This window comes from Pantoea sp. CFCC18177 (genome assembly GCF_059412425.1).
This window is the reverse complement of the sequence record NZ_JBNBPL010000009.1, coordinates 158,588-177,649: the sequence shown is the minus strand read 5'-3', so window position 1 is coordinate 177,649 and position 19,062 is coordinate 158,588. Positions and strand designations below refer to the sequence as shown.

Below are 19,062 nucleotides of genomic sequence, written 5' to 3'. Positions count from 1 at the left end.
TAGTCAGGGGATAACCAGCGCCGGTCGGCGCTGGCGTCAGGTTTATACGAGGCCGATGTTTTTGCGGCGTTCTGCCAGACGGTCAACACCATCGACGATTTCGACCATGTTCACGGTGTCGATTTCAATCAGCGCTTTGCCGTTAAACGTCAGCTTGTAGTACGTGTTCTTGCTGGTGATTTTGACTTCGGTGTCTTCACTCGGCTTTGATTCGCCAAAGTCGAAGGTCTGGTGCTTACCGCGCACCTCCACCTCTACCGCAATCTCTTCGCCGGTATCGTCACGCTGATAAGAGCCAGTGAAGCGCAGCGGGATGTCGGATGCGCCCCACTGCTTGAGCACCAACTCATCCATGCCGCCGATACTCCACTCAATATCAAGGGCGTCATCTTCCAGACCGTTGTCGATATGCGCAGCGCCGCTCATGCCGCCCGCACGGAACGGGTCAAGCTTGCGGGACAGCTTCGGCAGGGTGACGGCTGTCACCACGCCCTGATAGCTGTTGGCGTCGTTGAAAAGGTTCATCGCCTTTAGTTTGCGTGGCATTGCCATTTATCCGGCTCCTTAGCTGTTTACGGATGCGGCGAAGTTCGCCAGATAGCTGTCGGTAATACGCTGGCGTAACGTCAGGTCTTCCAGCGGTGGAACCGGCGTGTAGTCGTAATCGATAAAGAGTTTGCCCGCCTTGAGGGTGTCTTTATCGTTGGCGCTTTCGTCATACCAGGCTGATGCGCCAATTAGATAACCCGCGCTGCACAGCTCGCGAAACTTCGCGTTGATACCCGCGATAATTTCTTTGACCAGTACCGGCGTCAGCGGCTTATCGTTCGCCCACATGTGGGCTTCCGCCATCGTGTCAGCCAGCACCTGTGCGGTGCGGGTGTAGTTCTCAAACTGGAACAGCGGATCATCACTGCAGGTGCGGTTGCCCCAGAAGCGGAAACCGTCCTTGCGGATAAGCGTGGTAACGTCCGCTTCGTTGAGCAGGTCTGCGTCGGTGCCAACCTGCTGCAAATCCCAGAACACCGACGCCGAAATGCCAGTTACGCCGTTTACGCCAACGTTCGACAGGGTTTTATGCCAGCCGGTGTCGTTGTCGATTTTGGCGCGCAGGCCCAGTGCACGCGCGGTGGCGTAAGCGGTATCGGATGCATTGGTGGTGGTATTCCACGCGAGGAAGTCAGGCCAGATCACCATCAGCTCACGCTGGCTGAAGTTCTGACGATACAGGCGGGCTTCGGAAATGGTTTTACACTCCCACGCCGACACGTAGGCGAAGGCGCGCAACTGCTGCGCAATGCTGGCAAGCGCGGTTGATACTTCCAGCGAGTCGAGGCCGGGCACACCAAGGATACGGGGTTTCACATCGAGCTGAGTCTGCGCCGCTAGCAGCGCTTTCATGCCGGTGTACTGCCCGTTTGCATCGGTGCCGCCGATGATATTGGAAATGGTTTCGGCATCGTCTGCGCCTTCCGCCACGCGCACCACGACGGTGACGGGTTTTGACTGGTCAGCGATTGCCTGCAGGGATGAAGCGAGCGTGCCTTTCACGCCTGCCTTACCGACTGCGCCCTGCACGTTGGTGATAAGTACCGGCGTATTCAGCGGGAACGTAGCCGCGTCCGCATCTTCGGCGGTGCAGACCATGCCGACAATCGCGGTTGATACGGTGGAGATAGTGCGCGTGCCGTCGTTGATTTCGACGACGCGGACACCGTGATGATAATCTGCCATCTGTTGCACTCCTGGTTAAAGGTGTGCTCAGGGTGTCAGGTCAGTAAGGCAGGTGCATGCGGTTGCGGTTTGCTCATGGATCAGCGGACAAAAGAAAAGCCCCGCAGGGCTTATCTCAGTATGGTCATGGGATAACGCTAGGTCATTACCGCCACGTAAACCAGTGCGCAGGCAATCACAGGCACAAGCATATCCAGCAGGCTCGGGATATCCCACGCCCTCGATGCAAACCCTCCCCACCACGGCATATTCTCGCGGCGTCCGTTTCCGAACTCAGCGATCCAGCGATATTCGGCCTGCGTCTGCTCGCGGGCAATGAACCACAGACAGCCCAGCATCGCGCCGCTGTGCCAGTCTCCAAATAACAGACCAAAAATGCACTGTACCGCGACGGCGGCGCAGGCGTGGAACACTGGCGACAAATCCATTACACGGCCTCCGCATCTGGCCCAGCAGGCCACGTGATATCAGGAGCGGCTGACGTGTCCACCGCCTGCAGAGCCTGAATGTAGGTCATCCACTCAGTCAACGCGGCCTTGTCCGCATCGGTGATAATGCCAAGCATCAACTGCGTTTGCCATGCCTGCGAAGTGCTGTTGGCAACAGCAACGCGGCTGGCCTTTTCAGCATCAGCATTTTTAACCAGAGCCGCTTGCTGCGCGGCTTTATCGGTCACCCATTTTTTACCGTTCCACGCATCAAACGCGGTGGCGGGTTTGAGCAGCGTAGTGCCTGCCGGATACTCACCGGCCTGGCTGATTACCGTCGCGGTGCCGTTTTCAGTGCTGTATACCGTTTCACCGCGATGGTCTTCAACCAGTTGCCAGCCGCCATTAAAGATCAGGGCTTTGCCCTGCTCAGCATCGGGCGGTGCAATGCAGGTTGAATTAGCAGGGATACCAACACCAACTGAAACATACTCCTCGCTTGAGCCGGTAAACTCGCCTGTGGTGAGATCGTAACAGTGTACGGTCAATAAACCGGTTTCTTTCGCCAGCCCTGTTTCGTCCAGGCTGGTATAGATAATTACTGGCTCGGTGGGCAATACTTCCGTCGAAGTCTCTTCTTTTACGTCGGTCATTATGCTGCCCTCACGATATAGTTAAATGCAATGTTACGGGGACGGGTTTCGGTGGCAGTGTTGCCTGAAGCTCCGCTGGTTGTCACCGTCTGGGTATTATCAACGCTATAAGTTGAATCAAGGCTACCGCGATCGCTGTCCGTTGTTCTCAGCGGAACCGCCACAGTATGAGTGTGTTGCTGCAGGGCATGGCCCTGTGCACTCAGAAGCTCTCGACTGCTATCAACGCCGCGTCCGTCATCCCAGCCGCGAACAAACTCGCCACGAAGATCGGGCAATTTGAGGGACGGGTAAGCCTTCGCCAACTCCGGGTAAGTCGTCGCACTGAATGACGCGCCGTTGCATTTAAGCCAGCCCGACGGCGGTGTTTCTGCAGGCCAAGGCATAGGGATACCCACCGGCACGAGAAAGTTAGCGACTGAATCCGCACGGACTAACTCAACCCAGCCTGACCAGCCATTCTGGGCGGTATAAGTTCGGATAAAGCGGGTATTTGCTGTTGTGGCATGAGCAACCTGACGCACCACCCCGCCGCCGCCAGTCGCTGTGACGTCCAGCATACAGTAAGCATTACCTACTGGCCCATTACTCAGCTGTCCGTAGTAAATACCGCTTTCGGTCAGCGTATTAGCATCTGTTTGTGTGGTTAATTCGTTAGGACGCAATGTAATTTGTGTCCATGCCGTCCAGGATGAAACACCATTACTGACTGAGCCATAACGCACCCAGCGACGGTTAGTTGATGCTGCCGGGGCCTGTGCTGTAGCGAACTCCTGAACAAAACGCACATTGTTATAGTTAAGCTGAGTCAATATGCCAATGGCTCCCGGATATGGATTGTTGGGCGCATCACCGGCTACCGGATAAACTCCAGCCTCGGTTACATTGTTGAGATCGGTCGTGAGGACCGACAACAGACCCAGCGCACCAACTTCCTTAGCTGTCGGCGGTGTGGATTCGTCATACACCCTGCGCCATCCATAAGGGTTAACGGCTGTTGCACCAAATGAAAATTTACCTTCACCGCCAGACGCCGTTCGGATAAACATGGCTCCGCTCTGAAACATAATCTGCGTCAGTGAAGTACCCGCATCCCATACGCGGCGAATATTCAGCAGCGTTGCGGTGTACCCAACCGCACCCAGCGGGCCATCCTCCATCGTGCCTGATATGCTCACAAATTGTGTTTTCGAAGTGACCGAGGTGTCATCCAGCCGGGTAATGCCGGTATCCATTGAAAAGGCTTTGCCCGCTGCACCAAGGTTGCCCAGCAGGGTTTTACGCGTGGTGTCATTCAGTCCTGCAAACTCGGACAGCCAGTTGTTTGTTTCTAGATACTGCGTATGGGGATCTGCAGCATCTAAATGCGCCTTGATAAGAGTCTGTACAAATGCAGTGGTCGCAATCTGAGTGTCGTTTTTTGTTGCTGCAGGTGTCGGCGCTTTAGGCGTTCCGGTCAGCGTCGGACTGGCCTTTGGCGCATACTGCGTGTGCGGGTCAGTGGCGGCAACATGGTCTGCCATCAGTTTATCGGCATAGGCTTTCACCTCAATCACCGCGTTATCAACGGACTGGCGAGTCGCCAGCACAATCGACGGGTCGATTTTGAGCGTTACCGCATCGGTGCTGCTGACAATCAGGATCATGCGCACGGTCTGCGTGCGTCCGCTGCCCTCCTGTAGTTGCGGCTTGTAGGTCTCGGCGCAGTTAGCTACCGCAATCAGCACACCGTCGGCGTCAAACAGACCAATCTCACGAATCCAGAAACCGCCCTCCGTTTCAGGTATCACCTGTTCGGCGATAATCTGGCTGCTGTTCGCCGCATCGATGCTCAGCGAGTTCAGCGCCGCGCGGCGCTTCTCACCGACCAGCTTGGTTTGGGTGACATTGGGGGTCGGTAGCGTGCCGCCACCGTCGCCCACCGCCATTTGTGTAATCTGCAGTTTGGTACCCAGCGCGGCTGCGTTTGCCAGTTTGGATGCGCCGAGAGTCGTCAGCAGGGCATAATATTTTGTCGTCATGCGCGCACTTCCGTCAGGTCAATGATATGTAACGCCACGGCTGTATAGCCAGTGCCGCCCACGGTAATGGTTTCAGGGGTGTAGGGGTAAACCGTCAGCTCGTCGCCCAGATAGCAGGCTGCGCCAACGGTAAAAGGCCCGGACGAATCAAGGTTGATAGACAGGCCAATTAGGTGACGGCTTAACGGCTTGGCATCCGATATCATCCGCTCAAGCTCGTTATACATTTCCTCGGTAATGCCGGTATTGAGCACGCCCACGTCAAGCCGGAAAGTGCCAGGCGTCTCGTTAGTCTTCCACCACTCGATAACGCGTATCAGATAGCCGAGTGGCTCTACTACGCGACGGATTGCGCCGATGGTGCCTTTTCGCTGATGCACTGCGCGCGCCGCCGCCACAACAGACCGCTTGGTGGACTCATTCCAGCCGGTATCCCAGCGGTCTACCGACCACGCCCACGCCAGATAAGGCAGCAGGACTAACGGGCATGCGTAGGGATTCCAGAGCTGACGCAGCGGTATATTCATCGCACTCAGGTTTGACAGCGCTTCAGCCGCAGCCACCTCAAGCACAGACGAACCGGTGGGAAGCAGGCGATCACTCATCCGAACCCCCGACGCTCAGCGTGTAGCCGGTGCAGTATGCCGCCTGCGTTTTATCCAGCACGACGTCGTCAACCGGCTTAATCAGGTTGACGCGCTGCACGCCCTCAACGTGCATGGCGGCATAGAGTGCGGACAGGCGAATGTCGCGCCCGAGCCGCTTTTGCGTGCTGATATAGGCAACAAGCTTTGCCTCAGAAGCGGCACGAATTGGTTCCGCCTCCGGCCCCGGGTAGAGATACAACTCGGCTTCAATCTCGTAATTCACGATGACTGCAGACTGGACTGTTACCCGGTCAGCAACCGGGCGCACGTTCTCGTCATTCAGCGCGGTATCGACCACGGTCAGCAAATCAGCCGCCGCCGTGCCGTTCCCCTCGCGGGCCAGAATGGTAACAGTTACCACGGCAGGTGACGGGCTGATCGCTGATGCATCCGCCACGCGCCCGTCGGCGCTTCTGGCGTGGTACTCATATGCGCCAGACGGCCCGGCGACGCTCAGCCCCTCAAATGCACCCGCGATGCGCACGCGAAAATCGTCGTTGCTTTCCATGACCGCTGCCACTGGCGGAATGGCGGTATCATCTGCCGGTGTGATGGTCAGGCGGGTTACGCCGTTATTTGCACCAAGCTGGTCTAAGTCGTCATCAACGGCATAAGCCACCATGACGGCGCGTGCCGCCTCGTTGATGCGCTGGCGCAGGATCACTTCACGGTAGGCGTTTTCCTGCAGAACCTTAACGATGGGATCAGACTCCAGCGCCAGCACGCGGGCGACGGCCTCCTGCTGGTCTTCCGGGTAGAGCGAAATCAGCGTGGATTTTCGCTCAGCCAGTAGCGTTTCATAATCGAGCACTTCCACCACGTCGGGCGCAGGAAGCTGGCTCAGGTCAATGGTTGCCATGTTCTCAGCTCACAGGAATGGTTAAGGAAAAAGGTTGCAGGGTGTCTGCCCGGTTACCCGTCAGGTCGACCACCATCGCGCCGTTGAAATCCGACTCAAAGCTGATAGCGGTGAGCTTTACGCGCGGCTCCCAGCGCAGCAATGCCACATAGCAGGCCGACATAATCTGAAGGCGCAGTGACTCGTTTTGCGGCTGGTCAATCAGCGCCGAAAGCAACGAGCCGTATTCGCGGCGCATGATGCGGGTGCCAACCGGCGTCATCAGAATGTCGCGGATTGACTGGCGAATATGCTCGATATCCGCCAGCGCCTCACCGGTCTCCCGGTTCATGCCGATGTATTTTGCGGTTGTCATTCTGGCCCGTCCGTTCTGCTGCCGCCGCGCTCTACGCCGCCGTGGTCGTGGTCATCAACCACAACGCCATTTGAATCAAGCTTGCCGCCGCTATGGCTGACGTCTCCGGTCATCTTGCCGCCCCCTGAAAACTCAAATGTTTTGGCTTTTAAGTGCGCCGTGCATTCAACCTCTGGCGTGCTCAGCAGAATTTTTACCGCTGCCTCAATGGTGGCGGTCTTGATGCCGGTCGCCTTCAGCGCACTGGTTGCCGGTTCATATTCGATCACCGCCCCATCAGGGAAAGACCAGTACAGTGCATCCGCCGAGGCGGAGGGGGCGGGGTTTTTATCAGAGAAAACAGCCGGCAGCACAAAGCCGGTATCCGTCTCACCACCCAGACACAAAATGATTACCTGCTCGCCCACCGACGGCGCATTCCATGAGCGGGTTTTACCCGCGCGCGCGGTCAGCCAGTGAAGCCAGCCAGTCGTAAGATTCCCTGTATCGACGCGGCATAACCCGTCTTCCAGATTTACGGCGGACACGGTGCCAATGCGGATCAGGTTGCGCAGAAGGCGCAGGATTTCAGTGATTTGTTCGTTCATTTAGGCATAATGTGATCCTTGGATTCATTCAGCAATTTCCCAACGTTTGTTCATATGTGAGCGGACAAGCACTTAATGGAAGGTTTAAATGACGGTTATTTTCAATAACGAAAAATTCAAAGATGAAATTTCCACTTACCTTAAGGTTATTGACAGACAATCCACCTCGAATTCCGTTGAAGAACAAAGAAACAAATTCATTCAAATAATACTTAGACAGATGATTGCTGATGGTGAAAGCTGGGATGAAAAAACACCCTTTAACAAAGGGTATATTTCCAAAGCTTTAAAAACGAGGATCTCAGATGCTGAAATGTCAAAAGATTCTATTGATGCCATGTATACAATACTATTAAGGTTTTTTATTGAAGAGTATTTAAATAACCCTGTAGATGATAGCTCCCTCTATCAAGATATTCGCGACTTCTCTCTCGAAAATATGAGCTCATTCTCTAACACTGGACCAAGTCAGATTCGATATGCAATTTATGAGATGAGCACATCCATCTTTAGAGGCCTATTGAACAGTAAGGAACTGGCAACTTTAAAAAGTATTGCTGATGCAAAAGAATCTACTGAACAACTTCATGAAAAATGGCGTCTTGAGATTGACAAGCAAAAAGAAAAAATTGATGAAGCCAAGTTAGCATGGAGGTCTGATTTAAATGAGAGTGAAGAGCGTGTTAGACAACTTCAAGAGACATTGACACATCAAAAAAATGCATTCAATTTTGTCGGTTTGTATCGTGGATTTGAATCGTTAGCAGAGATAAAGCAAAATCAATTATTCTGGGCCAGATTAATACTCATAGCTCTAGGAAGTTTAATACCAGCATTAATTATTACCGAATCATTAGTGATTTACTTCAAAGAGCAAGACTTTAAAAACGCCTATGAATTAGTGTCACTCATACCCGGAATCTCTCTGGCGCTTATATTAATTTATTATTTCAGGGTTGCATTAGGAAATTATAACTCCATTCGCGCCCAGATAATGCAAATAGACTTAAGGAAAAGTTTGTGTCAATTCATACAAAGCTATGCTGAATATAGCAGTGGAATAAAGTTAAAAGATGGAAATCTTCTTGATAAATTCGAGGACGTGATTTTTTCGAACATTATGCCATCGGAGGATAAAATCCCATCCACTTTTGATGGGATTGAGCAAGTAGTTAAATTGGTTGCCGCATTAAAAGGAAAGTAACTCTGTTAATTTATGATAAATTTTAAGATGATTTGTTCGATTAAATACTGATCTCTATTAGAGAGACCCATTAGAGGCCTCTCTTCATATTTTAAATCTTTCCCATATCGTGAAGGTCGGTCACGTAGCCCGTAATGATGTACGCGGGCCATACGCTGCACACGCCCGGTAAACTCAATAATCGCCTCATTAGAGGTTGCCTGTGTTTTCATGTATTTTGCAGTGCGGAGTTTGGCGAACATCTCGCGTTTTACCCGGCCCTTTTTATTACGAATGGGCTGCGCCTTGCGGGGCTTGAACGGCGTGCCGTCGGGGGCCTGCTGGTTTTTAATGTTCTTCTGCTGGCTGGCGCGCAATTTCTTCGCGATATTGCGCGCCATCTCTTTGCGGGCGGGGGCGGATAGGTTGCCAATCAGTGCATTCAGCCGGTCATTAACCTGTTGCAAATCGTTCATGGCTGGTACTCACTGACAAGTACGCCGTGTGCATACACCTGCAGTGGTCGATAGTCATTTTCCGGCAGTGGGTTTTCATTCAGGTGCGTGACGTGCAGATCGCCGTCAAGCTCTTTGACGATCACCCGCTCACTCAGCAGCAGGTCGATACTGATATCACTGGCGGTGTCGCTGATCACATCGGCCTTGAAGGTAAAGCCGGTCTGCTGCTTCTCTTTGGTCGCCATCATGTCAGGCTCATTCACGCGCAGCCACGCCAGCATGGGAACAATCAGCACATCGATATCACCCATATAATCGGTAATCACCATGTTCAGCCGGTACTGATATTCAAACGACAGCGAGTTGGCCAGCGTGGAGACAATGCGCCCGCTGTCGATAAATACGTTCAGGCTGTCAGGGTTTCGCTGCAGCAGCGGCACGCTGTCGGTCAGTGCCTTGCGCAGTTGCTGTGGTTTCAACATCGTGTTGCTCCTGACAGTCTTTGATGGTTTCGACCTGCAGCCCGCAGGATGCGAGCGCCGCCTCAAGCTGGCGATTGTCCGCCGCCAGATCGCCCGCCGTTTTAAGGCTGTTTTCCGGTATCGGGCAGCTTGTCACGCGCGGACAGCCAATCCAGATAATCTCGGGCGCTGGCGAAGGCCGGTCGGGTGTGCAGCCGGATAACATCGTCAGGCAGAGCAGCAGCAGACCAGTCACGTAATATCGGGTTCGCATCGGTTTCTCTCTGTATTTGTGCCTCACGGGTCAGCGCACCGGCACTGGCCCTCCCCTGCATCAGCCGCAGCTCGGCTTCACGCTTCTGGCCTTGCAGGTTTTCACTGTTCAGCCTGGCTATCGCCTTGTCGCGACTCTCAATACCCGCTGACAGCGTGCCGATAATTTTTTGTGCGCTGACCAGTTCACCGGCAGCAACTGACCAGCGCCAGCCGGTCAGCCCCAGCGCAACCAGTGCCGCTGCCAGCAGTGCACCAATGATGCGCGTCATGCTTTACTGCACCTGAACAGGTAGCGGGCAATCAGCCAGTAAAAGATGGCAATCTTTATGCCGCACGCAATGACAGGAAGGATCACACCGATTAAAACGGTGACATAGATGGCGATGGAGCAAACAAAAAACACAATCAGGCTTCGGCCCAAAGGTGGTATCTGAATCATCGATGCCGCCAGCGCGACGCGGGAATTCTCACCACTGAGGCGCACTAAAACGAACAGCGTAGAAATGAAACGGACGTGCTCCCGTAAAATGCTCTCAGCAATGCCAGCCGCAGAGCCTGTTGCCGCCCCCGGCAGCATCACTTCAACCGGCGCGATAAACACCAGTGCCACAAATAACCAGTAACCCATTGCACTCATCCAGCTTTTCATTTCTCACGCTCCCTTTAAGCACCAGACCAGTTCACGCCCACGGCGGTTATCCAGCCCCTGATTGAATACACCTTTCACATACACCCAGCGCGGCAACTGCATACACGCCTCTTGCCAGCGCTCCTGATTCAGCAGCTTCACCAGCGTTGAGCCGCAGGCGTTGCCCGTTCCGACGTTGAAGGCAAACGACACCACGGCGTCATAAACCTTTTGCGGTAGCTGCGTGAACACGCAGCGGGACAGAGCCTTTTCGGTGCGCAAGACGTTCGCAATAAACGTGCCCGCCGCCTGCCGCTCGGTGATGGTTTTACCCGGTACCACGCCAACCGTGTTGCCAATGCCGTCGGTCCATTTGTCCGCGTCGCACTTGTAAGGACTCAGGCGGCACCCTTCGTAATCGGCGATAAGCTTCATACCTTCGACAGAGGTGTGCAGCGTCTGGAATCCCGGCAGCGTGGCGGCGATAGCCAGCACCACACCCACAGAGCAATGCTTAACGATTTGCAGATTCATACTCCTCCTGGCTGATGCGCCCGCGTGCCAGTAGCAGGTAGGTTTTCCGCTTGTAGTACCAGCTGATGAACGCCATCAGCAGGCCAATCACCACCCCTGCTAAGGTAGAAAAATCTTTAACCGACATATCACCCAGCCACGCCATGCCAAGCGCGATAAACCAGACGATTGCTGTGCGAATGTTTTCCCACATAGTTCAGTCCCAAAGGTTTACGGTGTCGCTCGTTGACGACGCCGACAACTCAGGCAGATCAACCGGATAACCGTGCGGCAGAATTGGCCCGGCTTCGGCGAGGCCATGATTTGCCTCGTAGACCAACTCCGTGACCTGCTCCGTTCGCCCGTAATGGCGGTAGCAGATATCGTCAACGGTATCGCCCTGCAGGGCATACACCCGCGTCACAGCAGACTCACAATGCAGCCGGGGCGCTCAGCGACGCGGCTGATACTGAATCGTGCGTCGCGCCAGTATTCGTCGGCGCTGACTTCGATCTCCGTTGCTTTTTTGGTACCGCTGGCGTCATAGCCACGATAGCGCTCGGCAATAGTGGCGGCAGTCATTGACGCAACGGCGGCGATGTAGTGCGTCACTTTTTCGCTTACGCCATCCAGCGTTTCCGCCGGTACGGTTTCCAGTGTTTTAAATCCTGCCGCCATCTGCCCGGCGCGCCAGTCGTAAAGCTCGGCGTTGACTTCGGAAATTGCGGTCAGCACCGCCTGCCGCAGTCGCTGTGCGGTAACAGTGCCCTCATAGCGAAGCGAGTCACGCAGCAGTTGCAAATCGATGTCAGGCCAGAAAAACGTGTTCTTTACTGGCGGCTCGGCAGCGTCTGCCGGTCGCGGTGCGGATATAACTACCGTGCTCATAATTGGCCCTTAAATAGGTGGGCGGTGGAGGACGGCGCTGACACTGAAAGTGCGTTGCCGTCCTGCCGCCCTGCGCGGGGTCGCGTCCGGTCAGCGACTGACCTGTGCCTGCTTTTTCATCACAGTTGCCAGCCGCTCAATGTCCTTTTTGACGCCGCAGCCCTCATGGAGCTGCAGCGCTCGTTTCAGGTGGTTCATCGCCTCAAGAGTCCCGCCCATATCGCGATACACATACCCGACGATTTTGTGCAACTTGGCGCGCACCTGATCGGGCATGTCCTCGGATTCCGTCAGCCGGATGGTTTCAAGAAGCGGCTCGATATCCACCGCCTCTTTTGCCGTCCAGGCGCGTGTCGCGGTGCTGGCAACTTCTTCCGCCAGCAGGTACGGCAGGCTGTCACGTTTAAAACCGTCGGGCGGCACCAGACCATGCTTCAGGGCATAACGGGCGATTTCGAGTGCGCCGATTACGTCGCCTGTGTCCAGTCGCCAGATCATGACGGTCATCACGATGGCATCCTGCGCTCCGCGCCCGCCGTTCATCACGCCAGCAATCCACGGCAGGTAGTCGGGCAACATCTGGCGTTTAAGCTCAGCTTTGCGCTCTACCGAGTGGACCTTCTTCAGGCGGCGCTTGTCCTCGTTGAGCTTCACGAGCATCTGCTCATAGCCGGTGGCGTGGCGCAGCGGGTTCGCATCCCGCTGCATATCGGTTTCGGCCTGGACGCGCATCCGGTGACGGCGGGCGGGACTCAGCATGCGTTACTCTCCCGTTGCCGGGGCTTCAGCCGGTACGCTGAAATCACCGAGCTGGATGTTTTCGATCACGCAGCCCGCCGCGTAGTCTTCCACCACGTAATCTTCGTTAGCCGATTCGTAGTTCTCGATGCGGTCACGCTTCGGCACCTCTTCGATATGGCGGCGCTGCGTGCCTTCCTGCCAGTAAATCGACAGGTTATCGAGGCGGGTCACCATCATGGCGTTAGCCGGGAAGTACGGCACGCGCACCGCCGGCAGGTTGCCGATACGCTTCTGACTGATGATGATGTCAGCCGCAAGCTGCTCGGTGTTCGGCTGGCTCTGGTTCACGATCGGGAAATACTTGTCAGCCAGTAGCTGACGGCCCACGATGACAACCAGCTCCGGATCTTCCTGGTACCACGGTTCGATCAGGTTATTGGTGGCATCCATCACCAGCGCGTCGAGGTTGGCGTAATCACCCTCTTTACCCACGCGGATTTTTGCCGAAATCACCGCACCTTCTTCATCAGTGACCTTGCTCATTACGCGGTCTGGCGCTTCGTTGCGGTACTTCTGCAGCCAGCCCACCGCCACGTCCTGCAGCATCGGGTTCGCTGCACGGTTTGACGTTTTGGCGCGGTGCGTACCGTTGAAACCGATCATGATGCGATCAAGCGCCTGTCGCTGAATGATGGCGTCACGTAAGCGGGTCTGGAAATCTTCGTAGCGCGCCCACAGGTCGAGAGTGTTGTAGCGGATGTGGAAATCAAAGTTGACCTGCACGCACTCATAGCCGCGACTGTCCAACGCAGAGAAATCAGCAGTTTCGCGCTCGTCACCGCCAGCGGTGTCGGTGGTGCTCGCAATCGAACCGGACACGCCGACGCCGATTTTTTCGCCCTTCATCTCCGGCACCGGCACGATATTGATGCGGGTCAGAAACGCGGATGACTCCTGTACGCGGGTCATCAGCTTTTGCGCGACGGACGGCTCAACGCTGAATTTCTTGTTCATGTCGCCGGTTTCGACGCCGTTCAGCTCGGCAACGCGTGACATGTAGGCATTAAATTTAAAACGGGTTTGCTGGCGCATTGGCGCTCCTGTTAATCAGTGTTCGGGTTTACTCAGACCGGGCTTTATCAGCAGTCGGTCTGCACGCTGCCTTTGTTATCGCCGCCGGTCGCTGGCGGGCGACGGTTAAAGCCGCCGTCGGTATTAGCGAGCGAGTTCTGCAGCGCGTTCAGCGCCTCGCGGTCTTTGCCTGCTGCCGTTTCCAACGCTTCCAGACGTGAGGAATATTTCTGCTCAACGCTGGCGAGCTGTTGCGCAAAGCTTTCGCCGTTCTGCTGTACCTGCTCCGCTACCGCAGTGACAGCCGCGCTCACGTCGTTAAAACGCTCGTCGTCGGTTTTCTCTTTACGGGTAAACAGCTCTTTCACGCGGTTCAGCAGCGACGGGCCCTGTTCAGCTTCTTCGTAAAACTCGATGTGAGTTTCTTCGGCGGCGGTAAACAAGTTGTCTTTGTGCAACTTACGTGAGGCCAGCGGGTTAGCTTTGGCGGAGGCGCTGAAGCTCAGGTATTCAGTGCCGAGGCTTGCCGGGTCGTCAGTTACCGCAAGGCCAACCAGATAGGCTTCGCCGGTATCTGAGAAATTCGGGTTCACTTCAATGGAGGTGTAAACCTTCTGGCGCGCCTTGGTCAGGTCAACGAGATCAGGCGTCGGGTCGATATAACCAAACAGCGCGAGCTTGCCCGCCAGCGGGCCTTCGGTGATTTCTTCGGCTTCGACTTTCGTCACGTCACCAAAGCGGCGGAAAGTGCTGTCAGCGGCGTAACCCTTGATGTGCTCCATATTGATGCGGGCACCGTACACGGTCGGGTCATAGTTCTTCGCCATCTGCGAAATCCAGTCGCGGGAAATCTCGCGACCATCGGTAGTAGCGCCCTGGACCGCGATGCGGAAACGCTTTGCTTTAGTTGCCTTAGTTGCCATTTAACAGGCTCCGGTCAGTGGATTGGTTCGGTTCGGGGCCAGTTTCCCCGCCGTCACCCAATCCCTCAACGAATGCCCGCCCGCTCATGTACCAGCAAACAGCGAGTGCAGGCGCACGTTTTTCGCCGTCGGTAGCCTTATCGCCATGAACATGACACCCGGCACCATCATCACCGATCCGCGCCGTCAGGCCGCGCTGCTTTACTGGCAGGGATTCTCTGTGCGCCAGATTGCGGAGACGCTCGGACAAAAAACGCCAACCGTGCAGAGCTGGAAGACGCGCGACGAGTGGGAAAGCGTTGCGCCCATCAGTCGCGTGGAAAACAGCCTGGAAGCCCGGTTGATTCAGCTCATCATGAAAGAGGTCAAGGGAAATGGTGATTACAAGGAAATAGACGCGCTCGGGCGTCAGATTGAAAGACTGGCCCGCGTTGAGCGCTATCGCGGTAGCGGCAACGAGGCTGATTTAAATCCCAACGTGCGCAACCGCAACAAGGGCGAGCGCCAGCCGCCGAGTAAAAACGTATTCAGCGACGAACAGACCGAAAAGCTTACCGACCTGTTTATGGAAGGCAGCTTTGATTATCAGCTCAACTGGCACAAGGCCGGGCTGACGCACCGTATCCGTAACATCCTCAAATCCCGCCAGATAGGTGCGACTTTCTATTTTGCCCGCGAAGCGCTGATAGATGCGCTCACCACCGGGCGAAACCAGATTTTCCTGTCGGCGAGCAAGGCACAGGCCCACGTTTTTAAAAACTACATCATTAATTTCGCCCGCCTCGTTGACGTTGACCTGAAAGGCGATCCGATAGTGCTGCCCAACGGCGCAAGCCTGATATTTCTCGGTACCAACGTTCGCACCGCGCAGAGCTACACCGGCAATCTTTACCTGGATGAATATTTCTGGATACCGAAGTTTCAAGAGCTACGAAAAGTCGCCAGCGGCATGTCGCTGCACAAGAAGTGGCGCACCACCTACTTTTCCACGCCGTCGAGCCTGTCACACAGCGCTTACCCGTTCTGGTCGGGCGAGCTGTTTAACAAAGGGCGTCGCAACCGGGATGACCGTATTGAGATTGACCTGTCTCACTCTCACCTGGCGAAAGGCGTGTTGTGTGGTGATAACCAGTGGCGGCAGATTGTCACGGTTGAAGATGCACTGTCTGGCGGGTGTGACCTGTTCGACATCGATCAGCTGCAGCTCGAATATAGCCCGGCGGAATATCAGAACCTGCTGATGTGTGAATTTGTTGATGACGAGGCCAGCGTGTTCCCCTTTGCCGAGTTGCAGACCTGCATGGTCGACAGCCTGGAGGAGTGGAACGACTTTAATCCTTACGCGCTGCGACCGTTTGATTATCGCCCGGTGTGGATTGGTTACGATCCCTCGCATACCGGTGATAGTGCTGGGTGCGCCGTCATTGCTCCACCGCTGGTTAAGGGTGGCAAGTTCCGCGTGCTGGAGCGCCACCAGTGGCGCGGCATGGACTTTGCTGCGCAGGCACAGTCGATTAAACAGCTCACCGAAAAATACATCGTGGAATACATCGGCGTGGATGCGACCGGCATCGGGCAAGGCGTCTTCCAGTTGGTGCGCCAGTTCTTCCCGGCAGCGCGGGAAATCAAATACTCGCCCGAGGTGAAAACCGCCATGGTGCTGAAGGCGAAAGACACCATCACCAGCGGGCGACTGGAGTACGACGCGGGCCAGACGGATATCACACAGTCATTTATGGCTATTCGCAAAACCATGACCGCCAGCGGCAACCGCTCCACCTACGAAGCCAGCCGCAGCGAAGAAGCCAGCCACGCCGACGTCGCCTGGGCAATCATGCACGCACTCTTAAACGAACCGCTTACCGCTGCCAGCGGCGGCGAATCATCCTCATTCCTGGAATTTAACTGATGACAAAACATAAAGGCCGCAAGGCTTTCGCCGCCAGAGCACAGACAGAACAGAGCACACAGCAGAGTCAGCAGCCTTTCGAGGCTTTCAGCTTCGGCGAACCGACTGCCGTACTCGATAAGCGCGACATCATGGATTATGCCGAGTGCATCCATAACGGGCGCTGGTATGAACCGCCAGTCAGCTTTCACGGCCTGGCGAAAAGCCTGCGCTCAGCAGTGCATCACAGCTCGCCGCTCTATGTGAAACGCAACATCCTGGCCTCGACGTTCATCCCTCACCCGCTAATGAGTCAACAGGAGTTCAGCAAATTTGCGCTGGATTATCTGGTGTTTGGCAATGCCTTTGCCGAGTTGCGCCGCAACGCGCTGGGTAAACCGCTGCGACTGGAAACCTCACCGGCGAAGTACACGCGCCGTGGCGTGCAGGATGGTGTTTACTGGTTTGTGAATGAGTGGAAAGAGGCGCACCAGTTTGAAGCGGATCAGGTTTTTCACCTTATCGAACCGGATATCAATCAGGAGCTTTACGGCCTGCCGGAATATCTCAGCGCGCTTAACTCAGCCTGGCTGAATGAGTCAGCTACGCTGTTCCGCCGCAAGTATTACCAGAATGGCGCACACGCGGGTTACATCCTGTATATGACCGACGCCGCACAAAGCAGCAGCGATATCGAGCGCATGCGTCAGGCCATGCGGGACACCAAAGGGATCGGCAACTTCCGCAACCTTTTCATGTACGCGCCGAACGGCAAGCCCGACGGCATCAAGATTTTGCCGCTTAGTGAAGTAGCGACGAAGGACGATTTCTTTAACATCAAGAAGGCCAGCCGGGATGACCTGTTGAGTGCGCACCGAGTGCCTCCGCAGATGATGGGTATCATCCCCGACAACACTGGCGGATTTGGTGACGCAGTGAAAGCGGCACAGGTTTTTGTACGCAATGAACTGACGCCGCTGCAGGAACGAATGAAAGAGATTAATGCTTGGATTGGGATTAAGGTAATTGATTTCAAAAATTACCAACTTGAGCCGTAGCCATACAGATAAAATTTCATTTCCAAAATTGGACCCCATATGAAAAGATAAAGAAAACCTTTAAATGTGGAGCCCTACTTGAATATTCAAAAAGGTACCGTATGGCATACTTACACAATGCAGTGCCCAAATATAAAACTATCCAGAAGGATGATTAAGGATGTAATGCATAGCCGAATTTTTCTCAGTGCATTTGATTACACCAAAAACCTTTACTATTTTGATGGAGACAAACTAAAAACAAGTCGTTTAGATTTTGAATTCAACGCAGATGTAACGGGTTTAAGAGTGACTGGCTTACCAATTGATAAGAAACACTCAGCCTGTGATTTCACACTTTACTCCACTCACTTATTAATCAACAAGATTTTATCGCAAAATAAAATCTTGCAAGCAGACGGTACTTTTTATAGTGACTATGTGTTTTTTGCGTTGAAGCCATTTTTTTTAGGCCCTGATGATAATCAAAAGGCCATAATTCCAGTATTGAGCATATACGAAAATGGCATAGCTCAGGTGAACTTTATTGATTTAATTGACTACTCCAACACACTTGACGAATTCGTGCGTGATAATGTTAATTATCCATTTAAAAAATTAAACTCCATAATCTGCCCAATTGAATATGCAATAAAATACCTTTACTTTGACAATAGAATCTCGCCATTATTCAGGCGACTAAGAGATTACAGATACCACCGAGAGGTTAAAAAAACCTTACTAAATAATTCTGAGCCACTTGAATATGGGGAGCTAAACATCAATGGAAACTATGTAGATTACATGAAACTTAGCAATGTTAAACACGGTCTAAGTGACATAGCCAGAACCATAGTAGCTTTAGTTTACTCTCATATTATCAAAATAAGCCCTCGCGAGTTTTTTCTAGGTCTTGACGTTAATAAATATTATTCGGGATGGCAAGGCAAGCCGAATATATTCATTCTTGAACACGACAATCAGAAAACAAAATCGTCGCTAAACTGGCTGGCAAATAAGAGAATGATAAATGCCTTGCTGTCAAAGACTATGGGTCTATATCAAGATACCATCCCACTGCGTTATGAAGATTATCGTATGTTTGATGATTTCAATTATTTTTCTGCGCAAGGTGTTTCTTTGAGTATCCTTACTAGTAAATCCCTGAAACAAATAAACTTAAGCAGTGGATTTACCGTTGATAATTTCAAGTGGGATAACCTCGTAAAAAGCGACCTGCGCGAAATAGTCAGCTTCTTCTATGAAGGAACAATATACAAAATAAATAACATTAGTAAAAACATTGAGCTAGCGCAAATTAAAAAAGAAATATTCGAATTCGAAGAATGGCTACGACATACTTCACGCAGATCGGGAGAGATTCATAACTATGCCCTATCATTATTCGAACACAACGATATAAAACAAAGTCGAAAAAGCATAGATAGTTTAATAAAATCAAAAATGGAATTGATAAAGATTCAAGAAACCGAGTCCAGTGATAAAGCTAACAACAATTTAACACTTATATTTGGCTTGATTGCCACAACATCAATTTCACCTATATTGGTAAAGCCCGCACTTGAGCATTTCAAGTTCAATGATTATTTAAAAGGAACAGTATTTTTTGATTTTATAGATGCTATATATTTTTTGATATCGATTCTATTGACATACTTATTAATTAAGATCATTAACAGAAAATGAGAGG

At 53.3% G+C, this 19,062-nt stretch carries 25 protein-coding genes; 4 read left to right on the top strand and 21 right to left on the bottom strand.

Annotation, left to right across the window (positions count from 1 at the left end; translation table 11 throughout):
* Positions 1 to 42 precede the first annotated feature (42 nt).
* The 9 genes from ACPUC8_RS12005 to ACPUC8_RS11965 all read right to left on the bottom strand — a co-directional run bounded on the left by ACPUC8_RS12005 (position 43) and on the right by ACPUC8_RS11965 (position 7,284).
* Entirely contained in the window at positions 43 to 552 is a 510-nt protein-coding gene (locus ACPUC8_RS12005; protein WP_494926393.1) for a phage major tail tube protein, read from the bottom strand.
* 12 nt (positions 553 to 564) lie between these two features.
* Positions 565 to 1,734: a phage tail sheath protein gene (locus tag ACPUC8_RS12000; RefSeq protein ID WP_494926392.1), complete on the bottom strand. Its 1,170-nt coding sequence runs from the start codon at positions 1,732 to 1,734 to the stop codon at positions 565 to 567.
* Positions 1,735 to 1,871: 137 nt separating this feature from the next.
* Positions 1,872 to 2,162: a hypothetical protein gene (locus ACPUC8_RS11995; protein WP_494926391.1), complete on the bottom strand. Its 291-nt coding sequence runs from the start codon at positions 2,160 to 2,162 to the stop codon at positions 1,872 to 1,874.
* Positions 2,162 to 2,815 (bottom strand): tail fiber assembly protein, encoded by a 654-nt coding sequence (locus tag ACPUC8_RS11990; protein ID WP_494926390.1) that lies wholly within the window; start codon positions 2,813 to 2,815, stop codon positions 2,162 to 2,164. The genes ACPUC8_RS11995 and ACPUC8_RS11990 overlap by 1 nt, the downstream gene beginning before the upstream one ends.
* Positions 2,815 to 4,836 carry a phage tail-collar fiber domain-containing protein gene (locus tag ACPUC8_RS11985; protein ID WP_494926389.1) on the bottom strand — a complete coding sequence of 674 codons (2,022 nt, stop codon included), beginning with the start codon at positions 4,834 to 4,836 and terminating at the stop codon, positions 2,815 to 2,817. Before ACPUC8_RS11985 ends, ACPUC8_RS11990 begins: the two co-directional genes overlap by 1 nt.
* Positions 4,833 to 5,441: a phage tail protein I gene (locus tag ACPUC8_RS11980; RefSeq protein ID WP_494926388.1), complete on the bottom strand. Its 609-nt coding sequence runs from the start codon at positions 5,439 to 5,441 to the stop codon at positions 4,833 to 4,835. The genes ACPUC8_RS11985 and ACPUC8_RS11980 overlap by 4 nt, the downstream gene beginning before the upstream one ends.
* Positions 5,434 to 6,342, bottom strand: a complete 909-nt coding sequence (locus tag ACPUC8_RS11975; RefSeq protein ID WP_494926387.1) for a baseplate assembly protein — start codon at positions 6,340 to 6,342, stop codon at positions 5,434 to 5,436. Before ACPUC8_RS11975 ends, ACPUC8_RS11980 begins: the two co-directional genes overlap by 8 nt.
* Before the next feature lie 4 nt (positions 6,343 to 6,346).
* Positions 6,347 to 6,697 carry a GPW/gp25 family protein gene (locus ACPUC8_RS11970; RefSeq protein WP_494926386.1) on the bottom strand — a complete coding sequence of 117 codons (351 nt, stop codon included), beginning with the start codon at positions 6,695 to 6,697 and terminating at the stop codon, positions 6,347 to 6,349.
* Positions 6,694 to 7,284: a phage baseplate assembly protein V gene (locus tag ACPUC8_RS11965; protein WP_494926385.1), complete on the bottom strand. Its 591-nt coding sequence runs from the start codon at positions 7,282 to 7,284 to the stop codon at positions 6,694 to 6,696. Before ACPUC8_RS11965 ends, ACPUC8_RS11970 begins: the two co-directional genes overlap by 4 nt.
* Before the next feature lie 88 nt (positions 7,285 to 7,372).
* On the opposite strand from ACPUC8_RS11965, the gene ACPUC8_RS11960 reads away from it, so the two are divergent.
* Positions 7,373 to 8,488: a hypothetical protein gene (locus ACPUC8_RS11960; RefSeq protein ID WP_494926384.1), complete on the top strand. Its 1,116-nt coding sequence runs from the start codon at positions 7,373 to 7,375 to the stop codon at positions 8,486 to 8,488.
* Positions 8,489 to 8,493: 5 nt separating this feature from the next.
* On the opposite strand, the gene ACPUC8_RS11955 is transcribed toward ACPUC8_RS11960, so the two are convergent.
* The 12 genes from ACPUC8_RS11955 to ACPUC8_RS11900 form a co-directional block, all read right to left on the bottom strand.
* Positions 8,494 to 8,943 carry a phage virion morphogenesis protein gene (locus ACPUC8_RS11955; RefSeq protein WP_494926383.1) on the bottom strand — a complete coding sequence of 150 codons (450 nt, stop codon included), beginning with the start codon at positions 8,941 to 8,943 and terminating at the stop codon, positions 8,494 to 8,496.
* Entirely contained in the window at positions 8,940 to 9,407 is a 468-nt protein-coding gene (locus tag ACPUC8_RS11950) for a phage tail protein (RefSeq protein WP_494926382.1), read from the bottom strand. Before ACPUC8_RS11950 ends, ACPUC8_RS11955 begins: the two co-directional genes overlap by 4 nt.
* Positions 9,340 to 9,612, bottom strand: coding sequence for an Rz1-like lysis system protein LysC (lysC, locus tag ACPUC8_RS11945; RefSeq protein ID WP_494926381.1), 273 nt, complete (start codon positions 9,610 to 9,612; stop codon positions 9,340 to 9,342). Before lysC ends, ACPUC8_RS11950 begins: the two co-directional genes overlap by 68 nt.
* Positions 9,509 to 9,931 (bottom strand): Rz-like lysis system protein LysB, encoded by a 423-nt coding sequence (lysB, locus tag ACPUC8_RS11940; protein WP_494926380.1) that lies wholly within the window; start codon positions 9,929 to 9,931, stop codon positions 9,509 to 9,511. Before lysB ends, lysC begins: the two co-directional genes overlap by 104 nt.
* Positions 9,928 to 10,311, bottom strand: a complete 384-nt coding sequence (locus ACPUC8_RS11935; protein WP_494926379.1) for a hypothetical protein — start codon at positions 10,309 to 10,311, stop codon at positions 9,928 to 9,930. The genes lysB and ACPUC8_RS11935 overlap by 4 nt, the downstream gene beginning before the upstream one ends.
* 3 nt (positions 10,312 to 10,314) lie before the next feature.
* Positions 10,315 to 10,824 (bottom strand): lysozyme, encoded by a 510-nt coding sequence (locus ACPUC8_RS11930; RefSeq protein WP_494926378.1) that lies wholly within the window; start codon positions 10,822 to 10,824, stop codon positions 10,315 to 10,317.
* A complete protein-coding gene (locus ACPUC8_RS11925) occupies positions 10,805 to 11,017 on the bottom strand; it encodes a hypothetical protein (RefSeq protein ID WP_038644610.1) in 213 nt (70 codons plus the stop codon). Before ACPUC8_RS11925 ends, ACPUC8_RS11930 begins: the two co-directional genes overlap by 20 nt.
* A 3-nt stretch (positions 11,018 to 11,020) precedes the next feature.
* The gene (locus tag ACPUC8_RS11920; RefSeq protein ID WP_494926410.1) at positions 11,021 to 11,218 is read right to left on the bottom strand and encodes a tail protein X; all 198 of its coding nucleotides are present in this window, start codon (positions 11,216 to 11,218) and stop codon (positions 11,021 to 11,023) included.
* Positions 11,219 to 11,223: 5 nt separating this feature from the next.
* Complete coding sequence (locus ACPUC8_RS11915; protein WP_494926377.1) at positions 11,224 to 11,691, bottom strand: head completion/stabilization protein; 468 nt, start codon at positions 11,689 to 11,691, stop codon at positions 11,224 to 11,226.
* A gap of 90 nt (positions 11,692 to 11,781) precedes the next feature.
* Positions 11,782 to 12,450, bottom strand: a complete 669-nt coding sequence (locus ACPUC8_RS11910; RefSeq protein WP_494926376.1) for a phage terminase small subunit — start codon at positions 12,448 to 12,450, stop codon at positions 11,782 to 11,784.
* Positions 12,451 to 12,453: 3 nt separating this feature from the next.
* Positions 12,454 to 13,524 carry a phage major capsid protein, P2 family gene (locus tag ACPUC8_RS11905; RefSeq protein ID WP_494926375.1) on the bottom strand — a complete coding sequence of 357 codons (1,071 nt, stop codon included), beginning with the start codon at positions 13,522 to 13,524 and terminating at the stop codon, positions 12,454 to 12,456.
* Positions 13,525 to 13,571: 47 nt separating this feature from the next.
* Entirely contained in the window at positions 13,572 to 14,426 is an 855-nt protein-coding gene (locus tag ACPUC8_RS11900; protein WP_494926374.1) for a GPO family capsid scaffolding protein, read from the bottom strand.
* Positions 14,427 to 14,571: 145 nt separating this feature from the next.
* On the opposite strand from ACPUC8_RS11900, the gene ACPUC8_RS11895 reads away from it, so the two are divergent.
* The 3 genes from ACPUC8_RS11895 to ACPUC8_RS11885 all read left to right on the top strand — a co-directional run bounded on the left by ACPUC8_RS11895 (position 14,572) and on the right by ACPUC8_RS11885 (position 19,058).
* Positions 14,572 to 16,335, top strand: a complete 1,764-nt coding sequence (locus ACPUC8_RS11895) for a terminase ATPase subunit family protein (RefSeq protein ID WP_494926373.1) — start codon at positions 14,572 to 14,574, stop codon at positions 16,333 to 16,335.
* Entirely contained in the window at positions 16,335 to 17,372 is a 1,038-nt protein-coding gene (locus ACPUC8_RS11890; RefSeq protein WP_494926372.1) for a phage portal protein, read from the top strand. The genes ACPUC8_RS11895 and ACPUC8_RS11890 overlap by 1 nt, the downstream gene beginning before the upstream one ends.
* A 78-nt stretch (positions 17,373 to 17,450) precedes the next feature.
* A complete protein-coding gene (locus ACPUC8_RS11885) occupies positions 17,451 to 19,058 on the top strand; it encodes a hypothetical protein (protein ID WP_494926371.1) in 1,608 nt (535 codons plus the stop codon).
* Positions 19,059 to 19,062 lie beyond the last annotated feature (4 nt).